19 protein-coding genes are annotated in these 21,186 nt (G+C 45.7%); 3 read left to right on the top strand and 16 right to left on the bottom strand.

Going from position 1 to position 21,186, the window contains the following annotated elements; genetic code table 11:
- Positions 1-3: 3 nt before the first annotated feature.
- The 8 genes from EPL05_RS06655 to EPL05_RS06690 all read right to left on the bottom strand — a co-directional run bounded on the left by EPL05_RS06655 (position 4) and on the right by EPL05_RS06690 (position 8,120).
- The gene (locus EPL05_RS06655) at positions 4-1,917 is read right to left on the bottom strand and encodes an AMP-dependent synthetase/ligase (RefSeq protein ID WP_128533177.1); all 1,914 of its coding nucleotides are present in this window, start codon (positions 1,915-1,917) and stop codon (positions 4-6) included.
- Between the two features lie 66 nt (positions 1,918-1,983).
- Positions 1,984-2,166, bottom strand: coding sequence for a hypothetical protein (locus tag EPL05_RS06660; RefSeq protein ID WP_128533178.1), 183 nt, complete (start codon positions 2,164-2,166; stop codon positions 1,984-1,986).
- 29 nt (positions 2,167-2,195) lie between these two features.
- On the bottom strand, positions 2,196-2,474 hold the full coding sequence (locus tag EPL05_RS06665) for a hypothetical protein (RefSeq protein ID WP_128533179.1): 279 nt from the start codon (positions 2,472-2,474) through the stop codon (positions 2,196-2,198).
- Positions 2,475-2,508: 34 nt separating this feature from the next.
- Complete coding sequence (locus EPL05_RS06670) at positions 2,509-4,875, bottom strand: S41 family peptidase (protein WP_128533180.1); 2,367 nt, start codon at positions 4,873-4,875, stop codon at positions 2,509-2,511.
- 8 nt (positions 4,876-4,883) lie between these two features.
- A complete protein-coding gene (locus EPL05_RS06675; RefSeq protein ID WP_128533181.1) occupies positions 4,884-5,774 on the bottom strand; it encodes a PD40 domain-containing protein in 891 nt (296 codons plus the stop codon).
- A gap of 192 nt (positions 5,775-5,966) precedes the next feature.
- Positions 5,967-6,293 (bottom strand): HesB/IscA family protein, encoded by a 327-nt coding sequence (locus tag EPL05_RS06680; RefSeq protein ID WP_128533182.1) that lies wholly within the window; start codon positions 6,291-6,293, stop codon positions 5,967-5,969.
- A gap of 86 nt (positions 6,294-6,379) precedes the next feature.
- Positions 6,380-6,793, bottom strand: a complete 414-nt coding sequence (gene iscU, locus EPL05_RS06685; RefSeq protein WP_128533183.1) for a Fe-S cluster assembly scaffold IscU — start codon at positions 6,791-6,793, stop codon at positions 6,380-6,382.
- A gap of 115 nt (positions 6,794-6,908) precedes the next feature.
- Positions 6,909-8,120, bottom strand: coding sequence for an IscS subfamily cysteine desulfurase (locus EPL05_RS06690; protein ID WP_128533184.1), 1,212 nt, complete (start codon positions 8,118-8,120; stop codon positions 6,909-6,911).
- Positions 8,121-8,220: 100 nt separating this feature from the next.
- On the opposite strand from EPL05_RS06690, the gene mce reads away from it, so the two are divergent.
- The 3 genes from mce (at position 8,221) to EPL05_RS06705 (ending at position 12,159) form a co-directional block, all read left to right on the top strand.
- Positions 8,221-8,622: a methylmalonyl-CoA epimerase gene (mce, locus tag EPL05_RS06695; protein WP_128533185.1), complete on the top strand. Its 402-nt coding sequence runs from the start codon at positions 8,221-8,223 to the stop codon at positions 8,620-8,622.
- Positions 8,623-9,099: 477 nt separating this feature from the next.
- Positions 9,100-10,482: a right-handed parallel beta-helix repeat-containing protein gene (locus EPL05_RS06700; protein ID WP_128533186.1), complete on the top strand. Its 1,383-nt coding sequence runs from the start codon at positions 9,100-9,102 to the stop codon at positions 10,480-10,482.
- A 294-nt stretch (positions 10,483-10,776) separates the two neighbouring features.
- Positions 10,777-12,159, top strand: coding sequence for a right-handed parallel beta-helix repeat-containing protein (locus EPL05_RS06705; RefSeq protein ID WP_166727650.1), 1,383 nt, complete (start codon positions 10,777-10,779; stop codon positions 12,157-12,159).
- Between the two features lie 150 nt (positions 12,160-12,309).
- On the opposite strand, the gene EPL05_RS06710 is transcribed toward EPL05_RS06705, so the two are convergent.
- The 8 genes from EPL05_RS06710 to fumC form a co-directional block, all read right to left on the bottom strand.
- Positions 12,310-12,765 carry a universal stress protein gene (locus tag EPL05_RS06710; protein ID WP_128533188.1) on the bottom strand — a complete coding sequence of 152 codons (456 nt, stop codon included), beginning with the start codon at positions 12,763-12,765 and terminating at the stop codon, positions 12,310-12,312.
- Between the two features lie 5 nt (positions 12,766-12,770).
- Positions 12,771-13,565: a DUF6544 family protein gene (locus EPL05_RS06715; RefSeq protein ID WP_243837235.1), complete on the bottom strand. Its 795-nt coding sequence runs from the start codon at positions 13,563-13,565 to the stop codon at positions 12,771-12,773.
- A gap of 32 nt (positions 13,566-13,597) precedes the next feature.
- Positions 13,598-14,344 (bottom strand): succinate dehydrogenase/fumarate reductase iron-sulfur subunit, encoded by a 747-nt coding sequence (locus tag EPL05_RS06720; protein WP_128533190.1) that lies wholly within the window; start codon positions 14,342-14,344, stop codon positions 13,598-13,600.
- Positions 14,345-14,353: 9 nt separating this feature from the next.
- Positions 14,354-16,264 carry a fumarate reductase/succinate dehydrogenase flavoprotein subunit gene (locus EPL05_RS06725; RefSeq protein ID WP_128533191.1) on the bottom strand — a complete coding sequence of 637 codons (1,911 nt, stop codon included), beginning with the start codon at positions 16,262-16,264 and terminating at the stop codon, positions 14,354-14,356.
- Positions 16,265-16,269: 5 nt separating this feature from the next.
- Positions 16,270-16,929: a succinate dehydrogenase cytochrome b subunit gene (locus tag EPL05_RS06730; protein ID WP_128533192.1), complete on the bottom strand. Its 660-nt coding sequence runs from the start codon at positions 16,927-16,929 to the stop codon at positions 16,270-16,272.
- A gap of 46 nt (positions 16,930-16,975) precedes the next feature.
- Positions 16,976-18,406, bottom strand: coding sequence for an anion permease (locus tag EPL05_RS06735; protein WP_128533193.1), 1,431 nt, complete (start codon positions 18,404-18,406; stop codon positions 16,976-16,978).
- A 9-nt stretch (positions 18,407-18,415) separates the two neighbouring features.
- Entirely contained in the window at positions 18,416-19,561 is a 1,146-nt protein-coding gene (locus tag EPL05_RS06740) for a porin (protein ID WP_243837236.1), read from the bottom strand.
- A 114-nt stretch (positions 19,562-19,675) separates the two neighbouring features.
- Positions 19,676-21,106: a class II fumarate hydratase gene (gene fumC / locus EPL05_RS06745; protein WP_128533194.1), complete on the bottom strand. Its 1,431-nt coding sequence runs from the start codon at positions 21,104-21,106 to the stop codon at positions 19,676-19,678.
- Positions 21,107-21,186: the final 80 nt, after the last annotated feature.

Here is a 21,186-nt window from a genome sequence, read left to right on the forward strand (position 1 = left end):
CTTTTACTCTGCCTCCGTTTCCTGTAGATACAATTCGTCTATCGCTTCGGCGTATTTCTTTTCTATCACTTTACGTTTGGCTTTCAAAGTAGGGGTTATCTCGCCCTCCTCCATGCTGAATGGTAAACGTTTCAGCTTAAAATTTTTGATGCGCTCGAATTTGGCCAGTTCGTTGGAGTGTTTTTTAACGTCCTGGTTTATCCATTCTATGATCTCGGGGTCTTCGATAAACACATCGGGTTTCTCAAAGAAATCGTCACCCAGGTGGAAAGTTTCCTGGAGCAGCTCACGGCCGGCAACTAATATAGCGGTGATGTATTCGCGTTTATCGCCCAATAAAAATACGTGTTCAATTTTGGGGCTTTTGAGATAGGTGTTTTCTACCGGGGTAGGGTAAATGTTTTTACCGTAAGCGTTCACCAGCATATTTTTCAGCCTGTCGGTAATTTGCAGGTTGCCTTTATAAAAACGACCGATATCGCCCGTGTGAAACCAGCCTTCTTTGTCTATTACCACCGCGGTTTCCTCCGGCTTGCGCCAGTAGCCTTTCATCACGCAATGTCCGCGCACAATGATCTCACCTTCTTCCGAAGTGAAATCGGGTTTAAAGTTATCATGTGTTTGTATGGTGTAGATCTTCTTGGTATCCACATTTTGAATGGCGACCTCAATACCCGGGATAATACGCCCAACGGTACCGATGATGATGCGATGATCTTCTGTTACCGCCATTACCGGAGAAGTTTCGGTCAAGCCGAATCCTTCCAATACCATAATACCGATATTGCCAAAAAACTCCCCAATATTTTTTGGCAATGCCCCGCCACCAGATACCAGCAGTTTTAAATTGCCACCTGTTTTCTCTTTTATCTTGCTGAAAACCAGCTTGTCTGCCAATTTATGTTGGGTGGACAATAGCAGTCCCGGTTTTTTACCCTCCTCACGCCCCTTGCGTACTTCTTCGCCAATTTTCAATGCCCAGGTAAATATTTTGGTTTTCATGCCGCCTGCGGCAAGTCCGTTCTTCATGGCCTTGTCGTGGATGCGTTCCAGCAAGCGCGGTACGCAGCATAATATGGTTGGCTTTACCTCCATCATGTTTTTGGCCAAAAGCTCCAGGCTTTGCGCGAAGGCAATGGTAGAGCCCTTGTTCATGGAGATGTAGTAGGTGGCGGTACGTTCAAAAACGTGCGATAATGGTAAGAATGACAAGAACAGATCCGAACTTTCAATAATAGGGATCTGCGTTAAACTCCAGCGTACATTATCAGTAAGGTTGCTGTGGGTAAGCATTACCCCCTTTGGTGTACCCGTTGTGCCGGATGTATAGATAAGGCACGAAAGGTCTGAAGGGAGGATAGCTTCTCTTGCGGCATTGATAGCCTGGGCATATTTGCCAACGCATTGCAAGCCTTCTTCAATCACTTGTTTAAACCCGATAACGCCTGCATTTAAATTTAGCTTATCGCTGAATTTTTCAAAATCGTCAAAAGCGGGGATAATGCGGATAAGTGAATTACAACTATTGGCGATCTTTAAAACTTTACGAAACAAGAACGGGTTGCCGCAAAGGATGGTACGCGCCTCCGAATCATTCAGGATATATTCTATTTCTGTTTCGGAAAGGGTAGGGTATATGGATGTATTTACCGCGCCAATTTGCTGCAGAGCCTGGTCGTAATAAACATAATCGGGGCCGTTCTCTATAAGCAGGGCCAGCCGGTCGCCTTTTTGAATCCCAATATCCAGGAACCAGGCCGAAATAGCGTCAATTTTTTCGAGGGCTTGTTTATAAGAGATCTCTACCCAGGTATCCTTTACCTTATGCATCATAAAGGTATGGGTGTCGGGGTGTATGTTTGCTACAACATTACGGATGAGCCCCGGAATAGTTGATTGCTCCGCTACGATGTTCATTAAGTTTATATCAGGTTTATACTAAAACAAAGCTAAATTAATTTTGAGAATAAAAGCAATACGGAATTATTGCTTTTTCCCGCCAGACCTGCTAGTTGCCCTGCTTTCAAATTTTACTAATAATGCGTTTAATAACAAAACATCTTCGTCGTTTATAAGTCCTTCCTGCTGGTAGGGCACAATTACGTCAATTAAAAAGTCGTACTGAATTTGAGAAGTGATTTTTTTAGATTTCAAAATTTTTGCCATTTTGTTTTCGCACTTGTATGGCAAGTCGGCTAATTTAATTCGCTCCAAAAATTATCTACGGGAGTTCCGCTTCCCTCTTGAAAATAAGTAAAAATCTCATTAGATAAATATTTGAAACTCACTATGTTTTTAAATTGCGGTTTGGGATTCAATGCATCTTCGCGCCAGTCAGAATAGGTCTTGGTTATGTAACTAATAGTATTTTCGTTCCAGTCATCAGGCGGATAATACTCGAACGAAGAAATGGCTATATCTGTAGCTTGTGCAAGTAGTTTTGCTTGCTCATCGTAATTTGATTTAGGCGGCATTTGCTGTATGTGTTTGTAACATAATTAAAGCACTTTACTGTTGATATTTAAACGATTTATCCGGGAATTTTGGCGATACTACTTTTTCTATCGGGTGCTCTTTTATCTGTTGTTGCAGGTATTTTAACGCTGCTTCCAGCTGGGCATCCTTCCCTTTATAAGTTTCGTAAGGCAGGTTATCCACTTCCATGTCCGGTTCTACGCCGCGACCCTCTATCAGCCATTTGCCTTCGGGACCAAATACACCCATTTCTGCAGCGCTGGCTATGCCGTTATCCACCATTCGGTTATCGGATGATAACCAAATTTCACCACCCCAGGTGCGCATGCCGATAACCTTGCCCAGGCCAAGCCTGCGGAAGCCTTCGGTGATAGCCTCACCGTCTGATGCGGTTTGCTGGTCGCACAGGATAACCATGTGCCCACGAAACGCGTATTGCATGTTCCAGGTTGGCCCGCCGGTGCGGCCCTGCCAGTACATCCAGGCTTTGCGCATCAGTTTTTCCAGCACCCAGCTATCAATGTTGCCGCCAAAGTTTTCGCGTACATCCAGTATCAGCCCTTTACGGTTGAAGATGGGGTAAAACTGTTTCACAAAATCGTCCATATCATCGCCGCCCATGGCTTTCAGATGCACGTAGCCAATATCGTTATTGCTGGCGCTATCTACCTTTAGCCTGCGCGAATATTCCCACTCGCCGTAGCGCAGGTTATACTCGTCACGCGCCGAAAATGGTTTTACCACCTGCTCGTAGCTCTTTTTAGCCCTATCGGTCAGGGTAAGTTTTACGGGGATGTTCACCTTGTTGGCCAGCAGTTCGCCTACGTTATTTACATCTTTCAGCGGCACGTTGTTAATGGCGGTAACTACATCGCCTTCCTTTATGCGTAACTCGGGCTTAGCCAAAGGGGAGGAGAAGCTATAATCGGGGTCCGAATCATATATGTGTTCAATTTTAAAGCCGGCATCGCTCTTGCTTAATTTAGCACCCAATACGCCGGTTTGTATCTTATCCTGCGAGGTACGTTTGTCGCCGCCATATACAAAGGTGTGCAGGGCCGATAGTTCGCCTACCATTTGGCTCAGCAGGTCGTCCAGTTCGTAGCGGTCGGTTACGCGGGGGAGCAGGGGCTCGTATTGTTTTTTAACGGCGGCCCAGTCTACCTTATGCATATCGCGGTCGTAAAAGTAATCGCGCATCATGCGCCAGGCATCATTAAACATCTCCTGCCAGTCTTCGGGCGGGTTTATGGCGAAGCTCCAGTTGTTTAATTCTACCTTGGCTTTATCGGCATCTACCTTGCTGCCATCGGCATCGGCAACAGCCAGGTTTTTGTTGCTGTAATTTATCAGTAGCTTTTTGCCGTTGGCCGATACATTAAAGCCCGACACGCCAGATGCTACCTCGGTAGGCGTTGGTTTTTTGCTTTCAGTAATTTTTAGTGCGAATATTTTGCCGCCATCGTCGTCGCCTTCAATACCCATATCCAGCCAGTATAAAAAGCCGTTTGCTATGGCTAAGCCGGCAATGTTGGCGCTTTTTACGGGCACCTGGTAAAGCGATTTTTGTGCCGTTGCCCAATTATATACCATGGCGGGCTGCACGGAGGGCTTTTTCTTGCTTACGGTTTTTGTTTTGGTAACGCCTTGTTTATCTACCGTGGTAAATACCGAATCTGTTAACCATGAATCTGTTTGCAGAAAGGGGAATTTAGCCGCAGTATCCAAAGCCATGGCATAAATATTGGTGGTTTTGGTGTAATAAGGCTCCGGTTGCCTTGGCCCCCATGGAGATGTTACCACCGAATGCAAATTCCTGTCGCTTAAAAAGTAAAGCCACTTGCCATCCGCCGCCCAGGCGGGACTGTAGCTGCTTAGTCTGCTGGTGGTAACCGGTATCATTTTCATGCTGCGGGTGTCTATCACGTTTACCTGCACAGTGAGGTTCTCTAAATTTTGCGAGATATCCAGGAACGTGCTATTGGGCGACCACGACAATTCGTTTATCCCCGCATAAGAATCTTTGTATTCAAACTTTATATCGCCGGTAGCAGCTTCTGCAATGCGTAATACATCGTTTTTATCGTTGTAGGCGATGTATTTGCCATTCGGCGATACCGCAAACGATGAGATGATTACCTTGCTGCCCTTGGTTAGCTGTTTGGCATCGCCGCTGCCGTCGGCGTTTACCTTCCATATTTCGTATTCGCCGCCTTCGTCAGATAGGGCTGCAATGCTTTTATCATCAATAAAATGAACATCCTTTACGCGGATACCGCTTTTGCGTGTAATCTCTACCCAGCGGTCGCTTTTGGCCGGCGACACAAACAGGCGGCCGCGGCTTACGATGGCTACATAGGTACCTTTAGGAGATATGTCCGAATAGCTGATGCTGTTCACCGGGCTTTTTATCCATTTGAGTTTACGCTGCCCAAAATCAGAAACGAGGTAATGTCCAGCAGCTTTTCGTTACCGGTGCCGGTATCGTAAAGCCAAATATCTGCTCCTTTTTGATAAACTATCCTGGAACCATCTATAGATGCGGTTTGCAAATCCCAGCCTTTTGAAAAGGTATGCTGTTTGATGCTTTTACCGTCCTTATCAACCGACCACAGGTTCATCGTCCCATCCCTGTCCGACAGAAAATAAACCCTTCCGTTATAATACATAGGGCTGGTGCTGGTGCCTTCAAAATCGCCGGTGATGCTTTTAGCTTCATTCTTGCCGTCGAATTTCCAAACCTGTTCAATCAAGCCGCCTTTGTAGCGTTTGGTTTTGCTGCCCTGGTTGGGGAAACGGGTGAAATATAAAATACCGTCTTCGTCATAGGTGCCGATAGAGGCTTGCCATAGCGGCAGGTTTTCTTTTTTGAGTGAAACGGGGTCAAGTTTTATGAGCTGGGGTAGGGGTAGTTGTGTATGCCCTTCGCTTCGGTACAGGATTTTACCATCCTTTGTCCAGCCGGAAATAAACATAGAATTATCTAAGCCGTAAGTAAGCCTGCGCGGCACGCCGCCATTAATATCCATCAGGTAAACTTCGGATACGCCTTCGTACTGCCCCGAAAAGGCCAGTTGTTTGCCATCCGGCGATATGGCGGGGTTTTGTTCTACACCATCATTAGTAGTTAAGCGTGTAGATAGGTTGGTGCCGATGTCGTACTTCCAAAGGTCGCCCTCTGCGGTGAATACAACGGTGTTGCCATGCAGGGCAGGGGTGCGGTAGTAGCCCTTTTGTTGGGCGTAAGAGAATGAGGCGCAAAGCAATGCGCAAAATGTTAATAAGGGCTTGATAGGCATTGTGTTGAGATTAATGCCGTTAAGATAAGGAATTGCAGAAAGGGAAACAAGGGACAGGGGAGATTTGTACTATTCCGTTCGTAGCGGTTACATCATCATAGCGATGGGTTTTAAACCCATCGCTATGATGATGTAATTAAACCAAAAAAGGCCCCGCAAGCGGAGCCTTTTAATATTGTTAGCAAACGGTGCTTATACCGAAAAACTTTCGCCACAACCGCAGGTGCGGGTTGCATTTGGGTTATGGAAGTTAAAGCCTTTACCGTTCAAACCGTCGCTGAAATCCAACTCCGTACCGGCAAGGTACAGGAATGATTTCATATCCAGCGCGAAACGTACGCCGCGGTCTTCAAAAAACTGGTCGCCCTTCTTTTCCTCGTTATCAAAATCGAGGTTGTAGGATAAACCCGAGCAGCCGCCACCCTGTACAGATACCCGCAGGAAATAAGAGGCATCAAGCCCGCTATCCTGCATCAGGTTATCTATTTTAGATTTTGCTTTATCAGTTACAGTTACCATAGTAAGTAGTGAGTTGAGAGTAGTGAGTAGAGAATAGTTAAGTAATAAAAACCACTCACTATTCTCTACTCAATACTCACCAAAATTTAGTGATGTGATTTTTCAAGCACAATTGGCTCCATGCCGTTTTTTACGCGGAAATCGTTGATGGCTGCTTTAATAGCATCCTCTGCCAAAACAGAACAGTGGATCTTAACCGGTGGAAGAGCAAGCTCTTCTACGATATCCATGTTGTCAATTTTCATGGCGTCATCTACGCTTTTACCTTTAAGCCACTCTGTAGCTAAAGATGAAGAAGCGATAGCCGAACCACAGCCAAATGTTTTAAATTTCGCGTCGGTGATGATGTTGTTTTCATCAACCTGTATTTGTAAACGCATTACGTCGCCGCACTCGGGCGCACCAACAAGGCCGGTACCCACTTTGTGGCTGCTTTTATCTAACGTGCCCACGTTGCGGGGGTTAGTGTAATGGTCGATAACTTTATCTGAATAAGCCATGTTTTTAAGTATTAAGTCAAAAGTAAAAAGTCAAAAGCCTTAATACTTTCTATGTTTCAAATTTTAAATTCTAATCAATTGCGCATTTTTCATCTGCATATCTGCACATCTATCTTTAGTGTTCCGCCCACTCAATCGAGTCCAGGTCGATGCCTTCTTTAAACATTTCCCAAAGTGGCGACATGTTGCGCAGGTTTGTAACAGCTGTTTTGGTTACTTCTACAGCGTAATCAACTTCTTCTTCGGTAGTAAAGCGGCCTAAACCAAAACGGATAGATGAGTGTGCCAAATCGTCCGATAAGCCAAGGCTTTTCAGTACGTATGATGGTTCCAACGATGCTGACGTACAGGCAGAACCAGACGATACCGCCAGGTCTTTCATCGCCATCATTAAACCTTCACCTTCAACATATTTAAAAGAGATGTTGGCTACATGCGGCAAGCGGTGTTCTACGTTACCGTTTACATAGCTTTCCTCTAAAACGGTTAAAGCACTTTCCAGTTTATCGCGCAGGGCAGATAAGCGGATCGCTTCGCTTTCCATTTCCAAACCGGCAATTTCGCAGGCTTTACCCAAGCCAACAATACCAGGTACGTTTAGGGTACCAGAACGCATACCGCGCTCATGACCGCCACCGTCCATTTGCGCGGTAACTTTTACACGTGGTCCTTTACGGCGTACGTATAATGCGCCAACGCCCTTAGGACCGTACATTTTATGTGCGGACATCGCTAAAAGGTCAATACCATCAGCAATAACATCAACAGGTATTTTACCAACAGCCTGGGTAGCATCCGTCATAAACAAAGCGCCATACTTGTGGGCAATAGCGGCAATTTCTTTAACAGGTTGAATTACACCAATTTCATTGTTGCCATACATGATAGATACCAGGATGGTTTCCGGCGTCATGGCGGCTTCCAGTACGGCAAGGTCTACCAAACCGTCTTCTTTTACAGCAAGATAAGTAACCTTACCGCCAAGTTTTTCAACGTGTTTGCAGGCATCTAATATTGCTTTATGCTCGGTAACCGCGGTAATAATGTGGTTGCCTTTTTCTTTATACATTTCAAACACGCCTTTGATAGCCAAGTTGTCTGATTCGGTAGCGCCCGAAGTAAAAATGATCTCTTTTTCTGAAGCGCCTATCAGTTTGGCCACCTGCTCGCGTGCATAATCAACGCCTTCTTCTGCTACCCAGCCAAAAGGGTGGTTACGGCTTGCCGCATTACCAAACTTTTCGTTAAAATACGGCAGCATAGCTTCCAGCACCCGGGGGTCCATTGGTGTGGTGGCGTTGTTATCTAAATAAATTGGGATGTTCATGGTTAAAAATTAACAACACAAATATACGCAAACTTTTACTTTAATAGTTTACAAGCCCTATAAAATGCATTTTGATGCCAATAATTTACAATATTTGGACATGAACAAGATAGAGCACATAGGCATTGTAGTAAAGGACATGCAAGCCGCCAAAAATATCTACGAACTGCTGCTGAATACATCTGTTTATAAAACCGAGGAAGTGCCCTCCGAAGGCGTAAATACCGCCTTTTTGCAAAGCGGCCCCAATAAAATAGAACTGCTGGAAGCTACATCTGCCGATAGCCCCATCGCCAAATTTCTGGAGAAAAAAGGGGAGGGCATCCACCATATCGCCTTTGATGTTACAGATATAGAAGCCGAAATGGCCCGTTTAAAAGCTGAAGGCTTTGTGCTGTTGAATGATAAACCGAAACGCGGCGCGGATAATAAGTTGGTGTGTTTTGTGCACCCGAAGAGCGCGAACGGGGTTTTGGTGGAGCTGTGCCAGGAGGTTAGGTAGCAGTTGCTGTGGGCAGTTATTGTCTGAACTCGAATTTTAAGAATTACCAAATGGTCAGAATTTAAAAAAACTAAAACCTCCTTTCTGTATTCCAATTAATTCGACAAATTCGAGTTTAGCCAATCCCGCGTTAAGGATCGCAGTGGAAACCCCGGAATGTAGCGCTGCTTCTATCAGCAGCGTGGAATGAGGAGTTGCAGCGTAGAGCCCGGCCGAAGGCAACGCCCAAATCAGTTAGCTTTATCGCCTTACCCCAAGTTTATGGAATTACCGAATTGTTGGAATTTAACAACCAAAAAGAGTCTTCCTCTAAATTCCAATAATCCGACAAAATCGAGTTAAGACAAATCTCCTCAAGGCAACAATTCCCCAAAAACTACGTATAAGAAAACTGCATTGCAGCATAGCGAATGCTCCTGACTAATAGTTATTTTTACTCCTGATAAGAATAACTACTGCGGGCCGGTTTAAACTTAAATGAAAAACATAATTTACTTAATGCATTGTATTACAGGTGTATTTTTAATTACGTCCTTGGTGATGTGTGCCAAAAAAACCGACGCGGTTAAAACGCCCGTTGTGAAAACGGTGAAAGATACTACGGAAACTTCTATCACACCGCCAATTGTACCCTCTATCCCAACCTTCACTATAAAACCTGCCGATTGGTTTTTCGATGCCGCTGCTGTACCCGCTGGCGCTATCATCTATATCCCCGCAGGTAAGCGCGATGCTCTGCTGCTGAAAAATATAAAAGGCACGGTAGATAAGCCTATCACGGTGATTAACCAGGGCGGTAAGGTGACTATATCGGCTACGGCTTCAGCATCATACGGGTTAAAGGCGCAGAATTGTCAGTTCTTTAAGATTCTGGGCAACGGCGCTTCGGGCGTTAAATATGGTATAGACATTACCGGTGCCAACATTGGCGTTACGATGGACGACCGGAGCACCGAACTGGAAATAGGCAATATAGAGGTGCGAAATAGCGGGTTTGCCGGCATTATGGCAAAAACCGACCCTTCCTGCGATGTAGCCACCCAGCGCGGGCACTTTACCATGAGCAATGTTATTCTCCACGATAATTATGTACACCAAACAGGCGGAGAAGGTTTTTATATAGGTAATTCCTTTTATGCCGATGGGGTTTCGCTTGCTTGCGGTAACGTTTTACCACACGATGTAGTGAATGCTAAGGTATACAACAATATTGTCGATTCCACAGGTTGTGAAGGCATCCAGGTTGGGAGCGCGACAGTAGGGGCCGAAATTTATAACAATACGGTTAAATCGCCGGGCTTAAAGCCTTTTGCTGCCGGGCAGGATAACGGGATCCAGATAGGAGAAGGCACGGGCGGCAAATGCTATAACAATCTTATCAAAAATGCGCCGGGCAACGGCATTATTGTTCTTGGCTTGGGAGATAACCTGGTATATAATAACTATATCCTAAATTCCGGCGGGCACGGTATTTTTGCAGATTCGAGGTATACGCCGGGGCCGAATTTTCAATTCATCAACAACACCATCATTGCCCCCGCTTTGGATGGGATCAAATTAAACTCCGAAACCATCCCCATGAACACCGTTATCAATAACGTTATCATAATACCCGGAACCGGTATTGCCGTAAACAGGAAAAGCAAAAGTGTAAAACTTATCAGTCTGAATAACTATACGAGTAGGGATGTAAATGCCTGCCAGTTTGTGAACTATGGCGCGGGCGATTATCATTTGCAGTCAACTTCGCCATTAATAAACGCCGGTGCTGATGTGCTTATTTACGGCGTAAGCTTTGATTTTTTTGGCAAGGCACGCACCTCTGCCAACGGCTTTGATATTGGGGCAACAGAGTATTAAAAGCTCGCCTCCCGGCCTGGAAAGTTAGACGTTGCGTATGCCAATTACGCCATTCTAAAGAGTTTCGCCCCAATTATCCTACCGTCCTCAATAACAGCCTATTTCTATTGGTAGTTACATGAATTCAACTGTAGCTAAATTTTATTTTCCTTCCCGTCTCAACCCGGTGTTTTTATTAACACCCACGAAAAAAATAGCAACCATTTATCAAAGGTGCCGTATACAACGCTATTAGAGCTATCGGTTGTAATGGCCGTTCGATTTGTGTTTTTTACCCGTGCTAATAATTTACAAATGAAGATCAAAATCTACCTTTTGCGCATTACTGCGGCTGTTGCAATTGTATCATTTTTTACGATGTGTACAAAAAACGCGATCGTTATTGAAAAAAATCAGGCTTCGGCCTTAGCTAAAAAACCGACGAAGGGAGTTCTGCAAGAAGGTGTTGTTGCTATTGGCACCTACACCGTGCAGCCCAACGAGTGGTTTGTTGATGGAACCAACATGGCCCCTGGTACAATTATTTATGTCCCCGCCGGAACCCGCGGCTCGCTGCTGCTCAAAAATTTTAAGGGCACTATAACCAGCCCTATTATTGTTGTAAATAAAGGGGGGAGGGTTACCTTTTCTGCCGACGTTACCGCTTCTTACGGTTTTAAAACCCAAAATTGCCAATATTTTAAGGTGCTTGGCAATGGCGTGGCTGGTATTAAATACGGCTTTGATGTAAATGGCGGCAACATTGGCATGACGATGGACGACCTGAGTTCTGACTTTGAGATAGCGAATGTTGAGGTGCGCAACAGCGGTTTTGCGGGTATCATGGCCAAAACCGATCCATCCTGCGATGAGGCCACCTGGCGCGGGCATTTTATAATGGATAACGTGTTGATCCACGATAATTACGTACACAAAACAGGCGGCGAAGGTTTGTATATTGGTAACTCTTTTTACGCCGAAGGCAGGCAGCTTGCCTGCGGCACGGTTATGCCGCACGATGTGCTTAACCTAAAAGTATATAACAACTTAACAGATTCTACGGGTTGCGAGGGCATCCAGGTTGGCAGCGCTACTTTGAACTGCGAGGTGTATCAGAATGTAGTAAGATCGCCCGGTTTATCGCCTTTTGCAAGCGGGCAAAATAATGGCATACAAATAGGGGAGGGCACCGGCGGAAAATGCTACCGCAACCTTGTTAAAAACGCACCCGGTAATGGCATTATTGTTTTGGGACTTGGCGATAATGTAGTTTACGATAACATCATTATCAATACTGGCGACCATGGCATTTTCGCAGATTCGCGATACACCCCCGGCCCGCATTTTGAATTTATCAACAATACCATCATTAATCCCGGTGCGTATGGGATAAGGTTGAATTCTGAAAGCATCCCAATGAATACGGTTATTAATAATCTTTTTGTTTTGCCGATAGCTGCTAACGCGATAAACCGCATGGATACCGATGTTAAACTAACAGCATCAAATAATTATATAGCTAAAACTATAAGCGAGGTGAAGTTTAAGAATTTTAACGCGGATGACTTTCATTTAACTGCTAAGTCGCCGGTTAATAACAAGGGAATTAGTGTGTTGGCGTACGGTGTTAGTGTGGATTATTATGGTAGGGTACGCCCAACCACTGGTTCTGTTGACGTTGGCGCTACTGAGTATTGATAGGTATCGGGTAAATTCGGTGCCGATTAATATATCATTCAGGGAATATCAACAATTTTATAAAACGCAATTCGATGAAAACAAGTTATTTAAGGTAGATGATATGAAATAGAAAGTAGTAAGAATTGTGGAGCCTCAGCCACTGGCTTGTTAAGGAACCAAAACTAACGGACAGCCACAATTATTCATTACCGGTGGAATGTTACTATCAAAGTAGGATGTAGCTATCGCATTTTCCACGTGGTTGCCCATTACAACTATCCAAATTTTATTTTCGGCCACCAGTTCCAAGATAGTTTCTACCACCGGGCCCATACCCTTTTTGCATTTGATATTGATAGCCGATTGCTGCTCGCTTGTCAATTTCGATTTTAGATGCCCGGCTAACTGACTTAACAGATTGGTGCTTTTTTTCGTCTTTGCTGCAATTTCACTTTCTGCAGACCGCCGTTCACCCGTTATTACCGAAGCTTCAATAGAAATAATGGAATTGTATATTAACAAATTAGCGGTGTTGCTTATAGCAAGTTCCAACGCAAAGTCTGCGGCCCGCCCTGCCCGTTTTGTAAAATCGGTTAACAATAATATCGTTTTTTGGTTTTTCATAGCGCCTAATTATTAAATGCTTTTGGATTATTGTATTGGATATTCGTTAACTGGAACCTGGCGTAACTTAGTGCGCCTTCCTTCAATTGCCAAATGGCTTCGGTAGCGTAAGGGATAGATACGCCATTTATTCTATGGTAATCCGAGAGTTTGGCCAGCCATGTTTCTAAGCCGGTATCACCCATATACCGCCTGGTTTCAAGTTGAATGATCTCGTCTGCCTCATTAAAAGAAACGATATAGTACACTTGTAGCCCCTGGTATTGAAATATTAGCTTAGCGGTTTTGCTATCTATATCCTCCCATCTCAGGTTTTCGCTCGGTAAAAGATTTGTAGGGAACCATACGCTTTCCGCAAGCCACCGTAGGAGCTCACCCTGATCGAAATTGCGGCCTCTGCCATTTACTATAGGATAAATACTAAATAAACTTACATTTAGACCGCCGCTTCCGTTAATATAAAAGTCTTTAGCAGTAAACGTTGTCGTTTCACATTTCCATAAAAATCCGGGGATGGCGGTGGTGAAATATTCTTCACCAACAATATTTATCCATTTTTTCCCGGGGCCAGTTTTAAATTTTCCGCTGTGCTTTAAGCGAACATAATTAATATATGGCTGCCCGTCCGTCAACACATGCTTAAAGTATCGTTGAACGGGGGCCGGCAAACCTTCTAACTGACTGTATTGAAATACATTTCCCGAAGTTTCTGATAAAGAGAACAACCGTTTCACTTGTTTGTGAAACTGGATCGAGGCCCTGGTCTTTGCAGCAAATACAAATGCTAAAAATCCAGTCAAAATTATTATGGTTAGTATCATGGCTTTAAATGTCAATGCTGAACCAATTGAGCCTTGTTATACTCATAGTTCATCCTGGCGATGTGCAGTACAGAGATCTCCTGCGGGCATTCCACTTCGCAAGCTTCGGTATTGCTGCAATGGCCAAAGCCCTCGGCATCCATTTGATCTACCATGGCAATTACACGTTCCGTCCGTTCAATTTGTCCCTGTGGTAATAAAGCCAATTGGGTAATTTTTGCGGAGGTAAACAGATCGGCGCTGGAATTTTTACAGGTAGCCACACAAGCCCCGCAACCAATACATGCCGCGGCATCAAATGCAGCCTCTGCAATGGCGTGTGCTATCAATATTCCGTTTGCTTCCGGAGTTTCGCCGGTTGAGGCAGAAATAAAACCGCCTGCCTGGATGATTTTATCGAATGCCTTACGGTCAACTTTTAAATCGCGAACGATTGGGAATGCAGCAGCACGGAACGGCTCGATGTATATAGTGTCTCCATCTTTAAAACTCCGCATGTGTAACTGGCAGGTAGTAGTATGGGTAAGTGGGCCATGCGCGCGTCCGTTTATCATCATACCGCATTGCCCACAAATGCCTTCGCGGCAATCGTGGTCAAATTCTACCACGCGTTCGCTTTTTTGTATCAGTGATTCGTTCAGCAGGTCCATCATCTCCAGGAATGACATATCCTGCGATACATCATCCAGTTGATAATCCTTCATTTGGCCGGGTGATGCGGGGTTATCCTGCCGCCATATCTTCAAGTATATTTTCATGATCGGGAATTATTTATAGCTTCTTACGGTTAATGATACGTTTTCAAATACCAGGGGCTCTTTATGTAGTTCATGTTGAGCATCAGCGCCTTTCCATTCCCATGCGGATACATAGCAATAATCATGGTCGTTACGCAACGCTTCACCGTCCGGGGTTTGGTATTCTTCACGGAAATGCGCCCCGCAGGATTCTTCGCGGCTTAAAGCATCCTCGCACATCAGTATGCCCAAATCAAGATAATCGGCCACGCGACCTGCTTTTTCCAATTCACTGTTTATGGTATGATCACCTGTTATTTTTAGTTCTTTATAGAATTGGTCGCGTAGTGTTTTGATAGATACGATTGCCTTTTCTAAACTATCTTTTGTCCGGGATAACCCGCAGCCATCATAAAGCAATTTGCCTAAGGTTTTATGGAAATGGTCGGCAGAGAGGTGCCCGTTGATGTTTAAAAACTGCTGCAATTGTTTTTTTACCACTTGCTCCGCCTCGGCAAATGCGGGGTGATCGGTGGTAATCTTTTCGGCTTTTAATTCGCCGGCTAAATAATTGGGGATGCTGTAGGGCGCGATGAAATAACCGTCTACCGAGGCCTGCAGCAAAGAGTTTGCGCCAAGCCGGTTTGCGCCATGGTCGGCAAAGTTGGCCTCGCCTAACGCGAATAAGCCGGGTATCGTCGTCATCAATTCATAATCAACCCAAAGCCCGCCCATGGTAAAGTGTGCCGCAGGCGAAATGAGCATGGGCTCATTGTAAGCGTTTACAGCGTTTATCTTATCGTACATCTTAAACAGGTTGCTGTACTTCTCTTTTATCTTTTCCTTGCCCTGCTCTTTGATGGCTTTTGAAAAATCAAGGAACACGGCGTTTTTCATCACACCAACCCCGCAACCTGCATCTATACGCTCTTTGGCAGCGCGCGATGAGATATCGCGAGGGGCTAAATTGCCGAAAGTTGGATAACGGCGTTCCAAATAGTAATCTCTTTCATCTTCGGGAATATCGTTTGGTTTGCGTTCATCGCGGGCTTTTTTAGGCACCCAGATGCGCCCATCGTTGCGTAAAGATTCCGACATCAGCGTTAACTTGGATTGATGCTCGCCCGATTGCGGCAAACAGGTAGGGTGGAACTGGATCCAGCTAACGCCACTCATGTACGCGCCCTTTTTATGCGCCCGCCAAATGGCAGATGTATTGCAGCCCATAGCCAAGGTAGAGAGGTAATACACCTTACCATATCCGCCGCTTGCCAATACTACTGCATTCGCGGCGTGGCGTTCTATCTCGCCGGTCACCAAATCGCGGGTGATAATGCCTTTGGCTTTACCGTCTATCACCACCAGGTCCAGCATCTCATGGCGGGTGTAGGTTTTTACTTTGTTTGCACCAACCTGCCGCATTAATGCCTGGTACGCTCCTAATAACAGCTGTTGTCCGGTTTGGCCGCGTGCATAAAAGGTTCGGGAAACCTGCACACCACCAAAGGAACGGTTGTTTAAATAGCCGCCGTATTCTCTCGCGAATGGAACGCCCTGCGCCACGGCCTGGTCTATCAGGTTGGCAGAACATTCTGCCAGCCTGTAAACGTTGGCTTCGCGAGATCGGAAGTCGCCGCCTTTTATGGTATCAGAAAACATGCGAAAAACGCTGTCGCCATCATTTTTATAATTTTTGGCTGCGTTTACCCCGCCTTGCGCTGCAACACTATGCGCCCGGCGCGGCGAATCCTGGAAACAGAACGACTTAACATTATAACCCAGTTCGCCAAGCGATGCCGCGCAGGACGCGCCTGCCAAACCGGTGCCCACCACAATTACGTCAAGCTTTTTTCGGTTAGCCGGGTTTACCAGTTTTACGTGTTCTTTATAATTGTCCCACTTATCGGCAAGGTTGCCTTCGGGTATTTTTGATTCTAACATGGTGATCAGTTATTAAAATAAACAACAATGGGTATCAGCATAAAGCCGCCGGTAATAAAAGCGGTGTAAACCCATCCGGTATAACGTACCAGTTTTACATATTTGGGATGGTAAAGGCCCAGCGTACGGGCTGCGCTGAAAAAGCCATGCAACAGGTGAAAGCCTACAGCGATAAAGGATACCTCATAAATAAGCACGTACCACCATTCATGAAAGGTTAATACCACTACCGAATACATATCCTTATACCCTTGCTTATCAAGTGTCATCGTGGTGAAATCGGACACATACCAAAAATCTTTTAAGTGGATTACTAAAAAGACAAGGATCACCGTGCCCAGCAGACCCATGTTACGGCTGGTCCAGGGACTAACATCAGCCCGTTTATCATAAGCGTATTTTGTACCATTGGCTTTTTTTGTTTTAAGTGCCAGGATGAGTGCATAAACCGCATGGGCAATAATGGAGATCAGCAGCACCCAGGAAATGATCTTGATACCCATATTCCCCGCCAATAAATGCGAGTACCAGTTAAATTGTTCTTTAGCCTCGGCAGGGGATAACAGCAATTGCAGGTTGCCCAGCAAATGTATCACCAGGAAAAAACAAAGGAACAGCCCCGTGCCGGCCATCACGAGTTTATATTGAATGGTGGATTGTTTCATAATTGATTGTATCGGCAATAATTATTTGTAAAGAATTTAGTATCGGTTACCATAAACCAATTACCTTCCACCATAAACCGCCTACCAGGAACCAAACCAGCAGGAATAGTACGCTCATAAAAAAGCCCTGTTTCCACCAGTCTTTCATATCCACATAAGTGCTGCCGAAGAATATGGGAGCGGGGCCGTGCCCGTAATGCGTTAAAGAACCCATCAACGTGGGGCAGGCACCTAAAAAGATAGCAAGCATTGGCCCGGGGATGCCCACCGCTATACCAACCGCTAAAAACACGGAATACATGGCCGCTACCTGCGCCGTTGCACTGGCGAACATATAGTGGCAGTAAGAATAAACCAGTATGATGAGCGGGAACGCCAGTTGCCAGCTGAACTGCTTCATGCTGCCGCCTACCAGGTGGCCAAACCAACCGATCAATCCTAACGAGTTGAGGTAAGAGCCCATCATTACCAAGGCAGAGAACCAAACGATGGTATCCCACGCGCCTTTTTCAGATTTTACATCTTCCCAGGTGAGTACGCCGCAAAGCAGCAGAACACATAAGCCGATGAGCGCGCCGGTAGTAGCATCGATAGACATGAGGTTACCGAAGATCCAAAGAACCAACAGGATAATAAAGGTGGCTACCATTAGCCATTCCTGTAGGGTTATCTTGCCCATTTCCTTTAGCTTGGCCGCGGCCATCGCAGGCGCTTCCTTAGTTTGCTTCAGTTCGGGCGGATAAAATTTATAAAGAAATAAGGGCACTAACATAAAGCAAACCAAACCCGGTATTGCTGCTGCCATTGCCCAGCTTCCCCAGGTGATATCTACGCCCAGATCGTGCGCGAATTTTTGCGCCATCGGGTTACTGGCCGTGGCGGTTAAAAACATTACTGACGTGATCATATTGGCGTTGTAGCTGCTAAGCGTGAGGAACGCGCCAATCTTGCGATGGGTTTCGGGTTTCTCCGGCTCGCTGCCCATGTTCACCGCAATGGATTTCATGATGGGGAAAATTACCCCACCAGCCCTCGCCGTATTACTGGGTATGGCCGGTGCCAGTATCAGGTCGGCCGTGTTTAAGCCATAAGCTAAACCTAACGTACTTTTACCGAATAGCTTAATAAAATTATAAGCAAGCCGGTTGCCAAGCCCTGTTTTAATAAAGCCGCGGGCTATAAAAAATGCCAGCCCGATGAGCCAAATAGTGGAGTTTCCAAAACCGCTTAGCGCGTTTTTAATAGCATCTATTGGTTTGCCCGGAGCCAGTACCTGGGTTGCCGCGCAAAGGGTGATGCCCAGCATGGCCATAGTGCCCATAGGTGCTGCTTTAAGGATAATACCCACAATGGTTGCCACAAAAATAGCGAGCAGATGCCAGGCGTTGGATTTAACGCCCTCGGGTGCCGGAATGAACCAGATAACCAGGCCAACCACCAATGTGATGGCGAACGATTTTAAATTGATCTCTTTCATGATAGTAAATTAAAAGCGTACCTGTAGTTGGAGATAAGCCAGGTTGTGGTTATAAGCAGTAGTAAGGGGTATGTTTTTTTGGTAAAGGTCGATAGACACGCCTAATTGCAGCGCGGCATAAAAATCATCAGCGAAGATGAGCGACACGTTGGGAATAACTGTTTGCCTTGAATTATGGTTGAGCCTATAATTCTCGTTAAAATATTCGTACCGCGAGGAGAACTCAATTGCTCTTACCCTGCGCATGTTATAATTGTAACGCACTATTGGGAATATATAAAAACCCTGCATCCGCACATCGCTTAGCGTAGGCTTCACGGTTAGAGCATTATATAAAGCGAAGTTTGTACCGGTTTTATATTCGCCGCCTAAGGAAAACTCCCATCGGTCGTTAAGCGTTACGCCGCCCTTTACGTCAATACCCAGCGCAGTGCCGGTGCCTGCGCCAAGGCTTCCCTGCGCGGCATTTACGCCGATGGTTAAGCCTTTAAGCACATCGGCTTCCAGCCGCCCGTAAAAGTTTTTGGTATTGTCGTTATCGGTAGCCTGGTTGCGGTTGTTGCCATTGTAAGCCCCTGCATAGTAGCGCAGTTGGCCACCCTTATTAATATTACCAAATATGGCAACACCCGTTTGGAAGCTCTGCCAGCCGCTTGCACCAAAGGCGTAGTATTGATTGGAATAATCCAGCGTGCGGATGATATCGTTAGGTACAACATCTTCAATGCCAAAAAACGGCCTGAATTGGCCCGCCTGCACATTTAAGTACTTGCTCAACGTGTATTTTACGTAAGCATTTTCTAATACCTTGTTAGCCGGATCGCTGCTGAACTCCGCGAAGTTGACAAGCAAATTCGCCGAAAAGTGGTCGTTTACGGTGCCTTTTACCACAAAGCGCACACGCTTTAGCATAAAGGTGTTGGTAATTTTACCCGTAGCAGCTGCCGGGTCGAAATTCTTGCCGTTTACATCTACATTTTTGGTAAGCGAGCTAAGGTATCTTGCCTGTAAAAGACCGGCAAAGGTGATAGACCTTTTGTAGGAGGAGAAATTTTTAATGGTATCAGTATTCACTTTCGGCGTTGCCGTTAGTTGCTGTGCCGAAACCTGTAAACAGGCAAATATCATGAGGATCGGAAGGGTAAAATTTTTCACATGGAGATGATAAAAGAACGTTTGATTTATTACTGTAAAGGTGATGTGATAAGGCAGGTTAAAACGTGACCCGGCACATTGGTTAAAATGATGCGGGTCACTTAAAGAGGGGTATTACAGGGTGCCGACCATGTTTACGGGGTTTACCCACTGGTCGAATTGTTCGCTGGTAAGCAATTTTAGCCCAATGGCCGATTCGCGAAGCGACAGGTTCTCGCGCATTGCTTTTTGGGCGATCTTGGCGGAGTTTTCGTACCCCACATGCGGGTTTAAGGCTGTTACCAGCATCAGCGATTCTTCGAGGTGTTTTTTGATACCATCGTAATTGGGTTCTATCCCTGCGGCGCAATGCTCGTTAAAGGAAGCGCACGCTTCGCCTATTAAACGGGCAGACTGCAGAAAATTTGCAGCCATAACCGGCTTAAATACATTTAGCTGGAACTGGCCGTTGGAGCCGGCAATGGTAATGGCGACATCGTTACCCATCACCTGCGAGGCCACCATAGTAACCGCTTCGTTTTGTGTGGGGTTTATCTTGCCCGGCATAATTGACGACCCCGGTTCATTCTCCGGCAAATGCAACTCGCCAATACTGCAACGTGGGCCTGATGCCAGCATACGGATATTGTTGGCAATCATCATCAGCGATACGGCTATTTGTTTTAGCGCACCGTGGCTTTCCACAATAGCATCATGGGCAGATAGTGCTTCAAATTTGTTATCGGCCGTGCGGAAAGGCAGGTTGGTGAATTGGGCAATATAATCAGCTACTTTTACATCATAGCCCTCGGGGGTATTCATACCCGTACCTACAGCCGAACCGCCAAGTGCCAGTTCAGACAGGTGATCGAGCGTGTTGCCCAAAGCCCTTAACCCATGATCCAGTTGAGATACATAGCCGGATATTTCCTGCCCCAGTGTTAGGGGCGTAGCATCCATTAAATGGGTCCGGCCAATTTTTACCACATCCTTAAAAGCCACTGATTTTGCTTTCAAAGTATCGCGCAATCTTTCAATCCCCGGTATCGTAACATAGATTAGCATCTTGTAAGCCGCTATATGCATAGCCGTTGGGAAAGTATCGTTAGATGACTGCGACTTATTTACATCATCATTGGGGTGGATGATCGTTTCGCTATCGCCAAGCGAACCGCCGTGCATTACATGAGCACGGTTTGCAATAACCTCGTTCAAATTCATGTTAGATTGCGTGCCCGAACCTGTTTGCCATATCACCAGTGGAAATTCATCGGCCAGTTTGCCTGCTAATATTTCATCGCACACCATTGATATCAGGTCGCGCTTTTCCGCAGGTAGCACATCCAGGTCGGCATTGGCGTAGGCAGCAGCTTTTTTCAGGTAGGCAAAAGCCTCAATGATCTCGGCAGGCATAGATGCGTTAGGGCCGATCTTGAAGTTATTACGGGAGCGTTCGGTTTGTGCGCCCCAGTACTTTTCGGCAGGCACCTGCACCTGGCCCATCGAGTCGTGCTCTGTTCTGAAATGTGGCTCGGTATCGGGAATGTTTAACGTTAAAGTTGACATAGGATGTTTTGTTTGATGTGCCGTAAAGGTGGCCCATTAAAAACGGGCAGGGATGATGGCCGTCAACAAACACCATGATG

The organism is Mucilaginibacter gilvus, from assembly GCF_004054195.1.
In the GTDB taxonomy this organism is placed as follows: domain Bacteria; phylum Bacteroidota; class Bacteroidia; order Sphingobacteriales; family Sphingobacteriaceae; genus Mucilaginibacter; species Mucilaginibacter gilvus.

Excerpts from the sequence above, each read along its gene's own strand:
- fumC (WP_128533194.1), bottom strand. The coding sequence starts at position 21,106 with ATGTCAACTTTAACGTTAAACATTCCCGATACCGAGCCACATTTCAGA.
- mce (WP_128533185.1), top strand. The coding sequence starts at position 8,221 with ATGAACAAGATAGAGCACATAGGCATTGTAGTAAAGGACATGCAAGCC.
- iscU (WP_128533183.1), bottom strand. The coding sequence starts at position 6,793 with ATGGCTTATTCAGATAAAGTTATCGACCATTACACTAACCCCCGCAAC.
- EPL05_RS06665 (WP_128533179.1), bottom strand. The coding sequence starts at position 2,474 with ATGCCGCCTAAATCAAATTACGATGAGCAAGCAAAACTACTTGCACAA.
- EPL05_RS06675 (WP_128533181.1), bottom strand. The coding sequence starts at position 5,774 with ATGCCTATCAAGCCCTTATTAACATTTTGCGCATTGCTTTGCGCCTCA.
- EPL05_RS06705 (WP_166727650.1), top strand. The coding sequence starts at position 10,777 with ATGAAGATCAAAATCTACCTTTTGCGCATTACTGCGGCTGTTGCAATT.
- EPL05_RS06710 (WP_128533188.1), bottom strand. The coding sequence starts at position 12,765 with ATGAAAAACCAAAAAACGATATTATTGTTAACCGATTTTACAAAACGG.
- EPL05_RS06720 (WP_128533190.1), bottom strand. The coding sequence starts at position 14,344 with ATGAAAATATACTTGAAGATATGGCGGCAGGATAACCCCGCATCACCC.
- EPL05_RS06655 (WP_128533177.1), bottom strand. The coding sequence starts at position 1,917 with ATGAACATCGTAGCGGAGCAATCAACTATTCCGGGGCTCATCCGTAAT.
- EPL05_RS06725 (WP_128533191.1), bottom strand. The coding sequence starts at position 16,264 with ATGTTAGAATCAAAAATACCCGAAGGCAACCTTGCCGATAAGTGGGAC.
- EPL05_RS06735 (WP_128533193.1), bottom strand. The coding sequence starts at position 18,406 with ATGAAAGAGATCAATTTAAAATCGTTCGCCATCACATTGGTGGTTGGC.
- EPL05_RS06730 (WP_128533192.1), bottom strand. The coding sequence starts at position 16,929 with ATGAAACAATCCACCATTCAATATAAACTCGTGATGGCCGGCACGGGG.
- EPL05_RS06690 (WP_128533184.1), bottom strand. The coding sequence starts at position 8,120 with ATGAACATCCCAATTTATTTAGATAACAACGCCACCACACCAATGGAC.
- EPL05_RS06660 (WP_128533178.1), bottom strand. The coding sequence starts at position 2,166 with ATGGCAAAAATTTTGAAATCTAAAAAAATCACTTCTCAAATTCAGTAC.
- EPL05_RS06700 (WP_128533186.1), top strand. The coding sequence starts at position 9,100 with ATGAAAAACATAATTTACTTAATGCATTGTATTACAGGTGTATTTTTA.
- EPL05_RS06680 (WP_128533182.1), bottom strand. The coding sequence starts at position 6,293 with ATGGTAACTGTAACTGATAAAGCAAAATCTAAAATAGATAACCTGATG.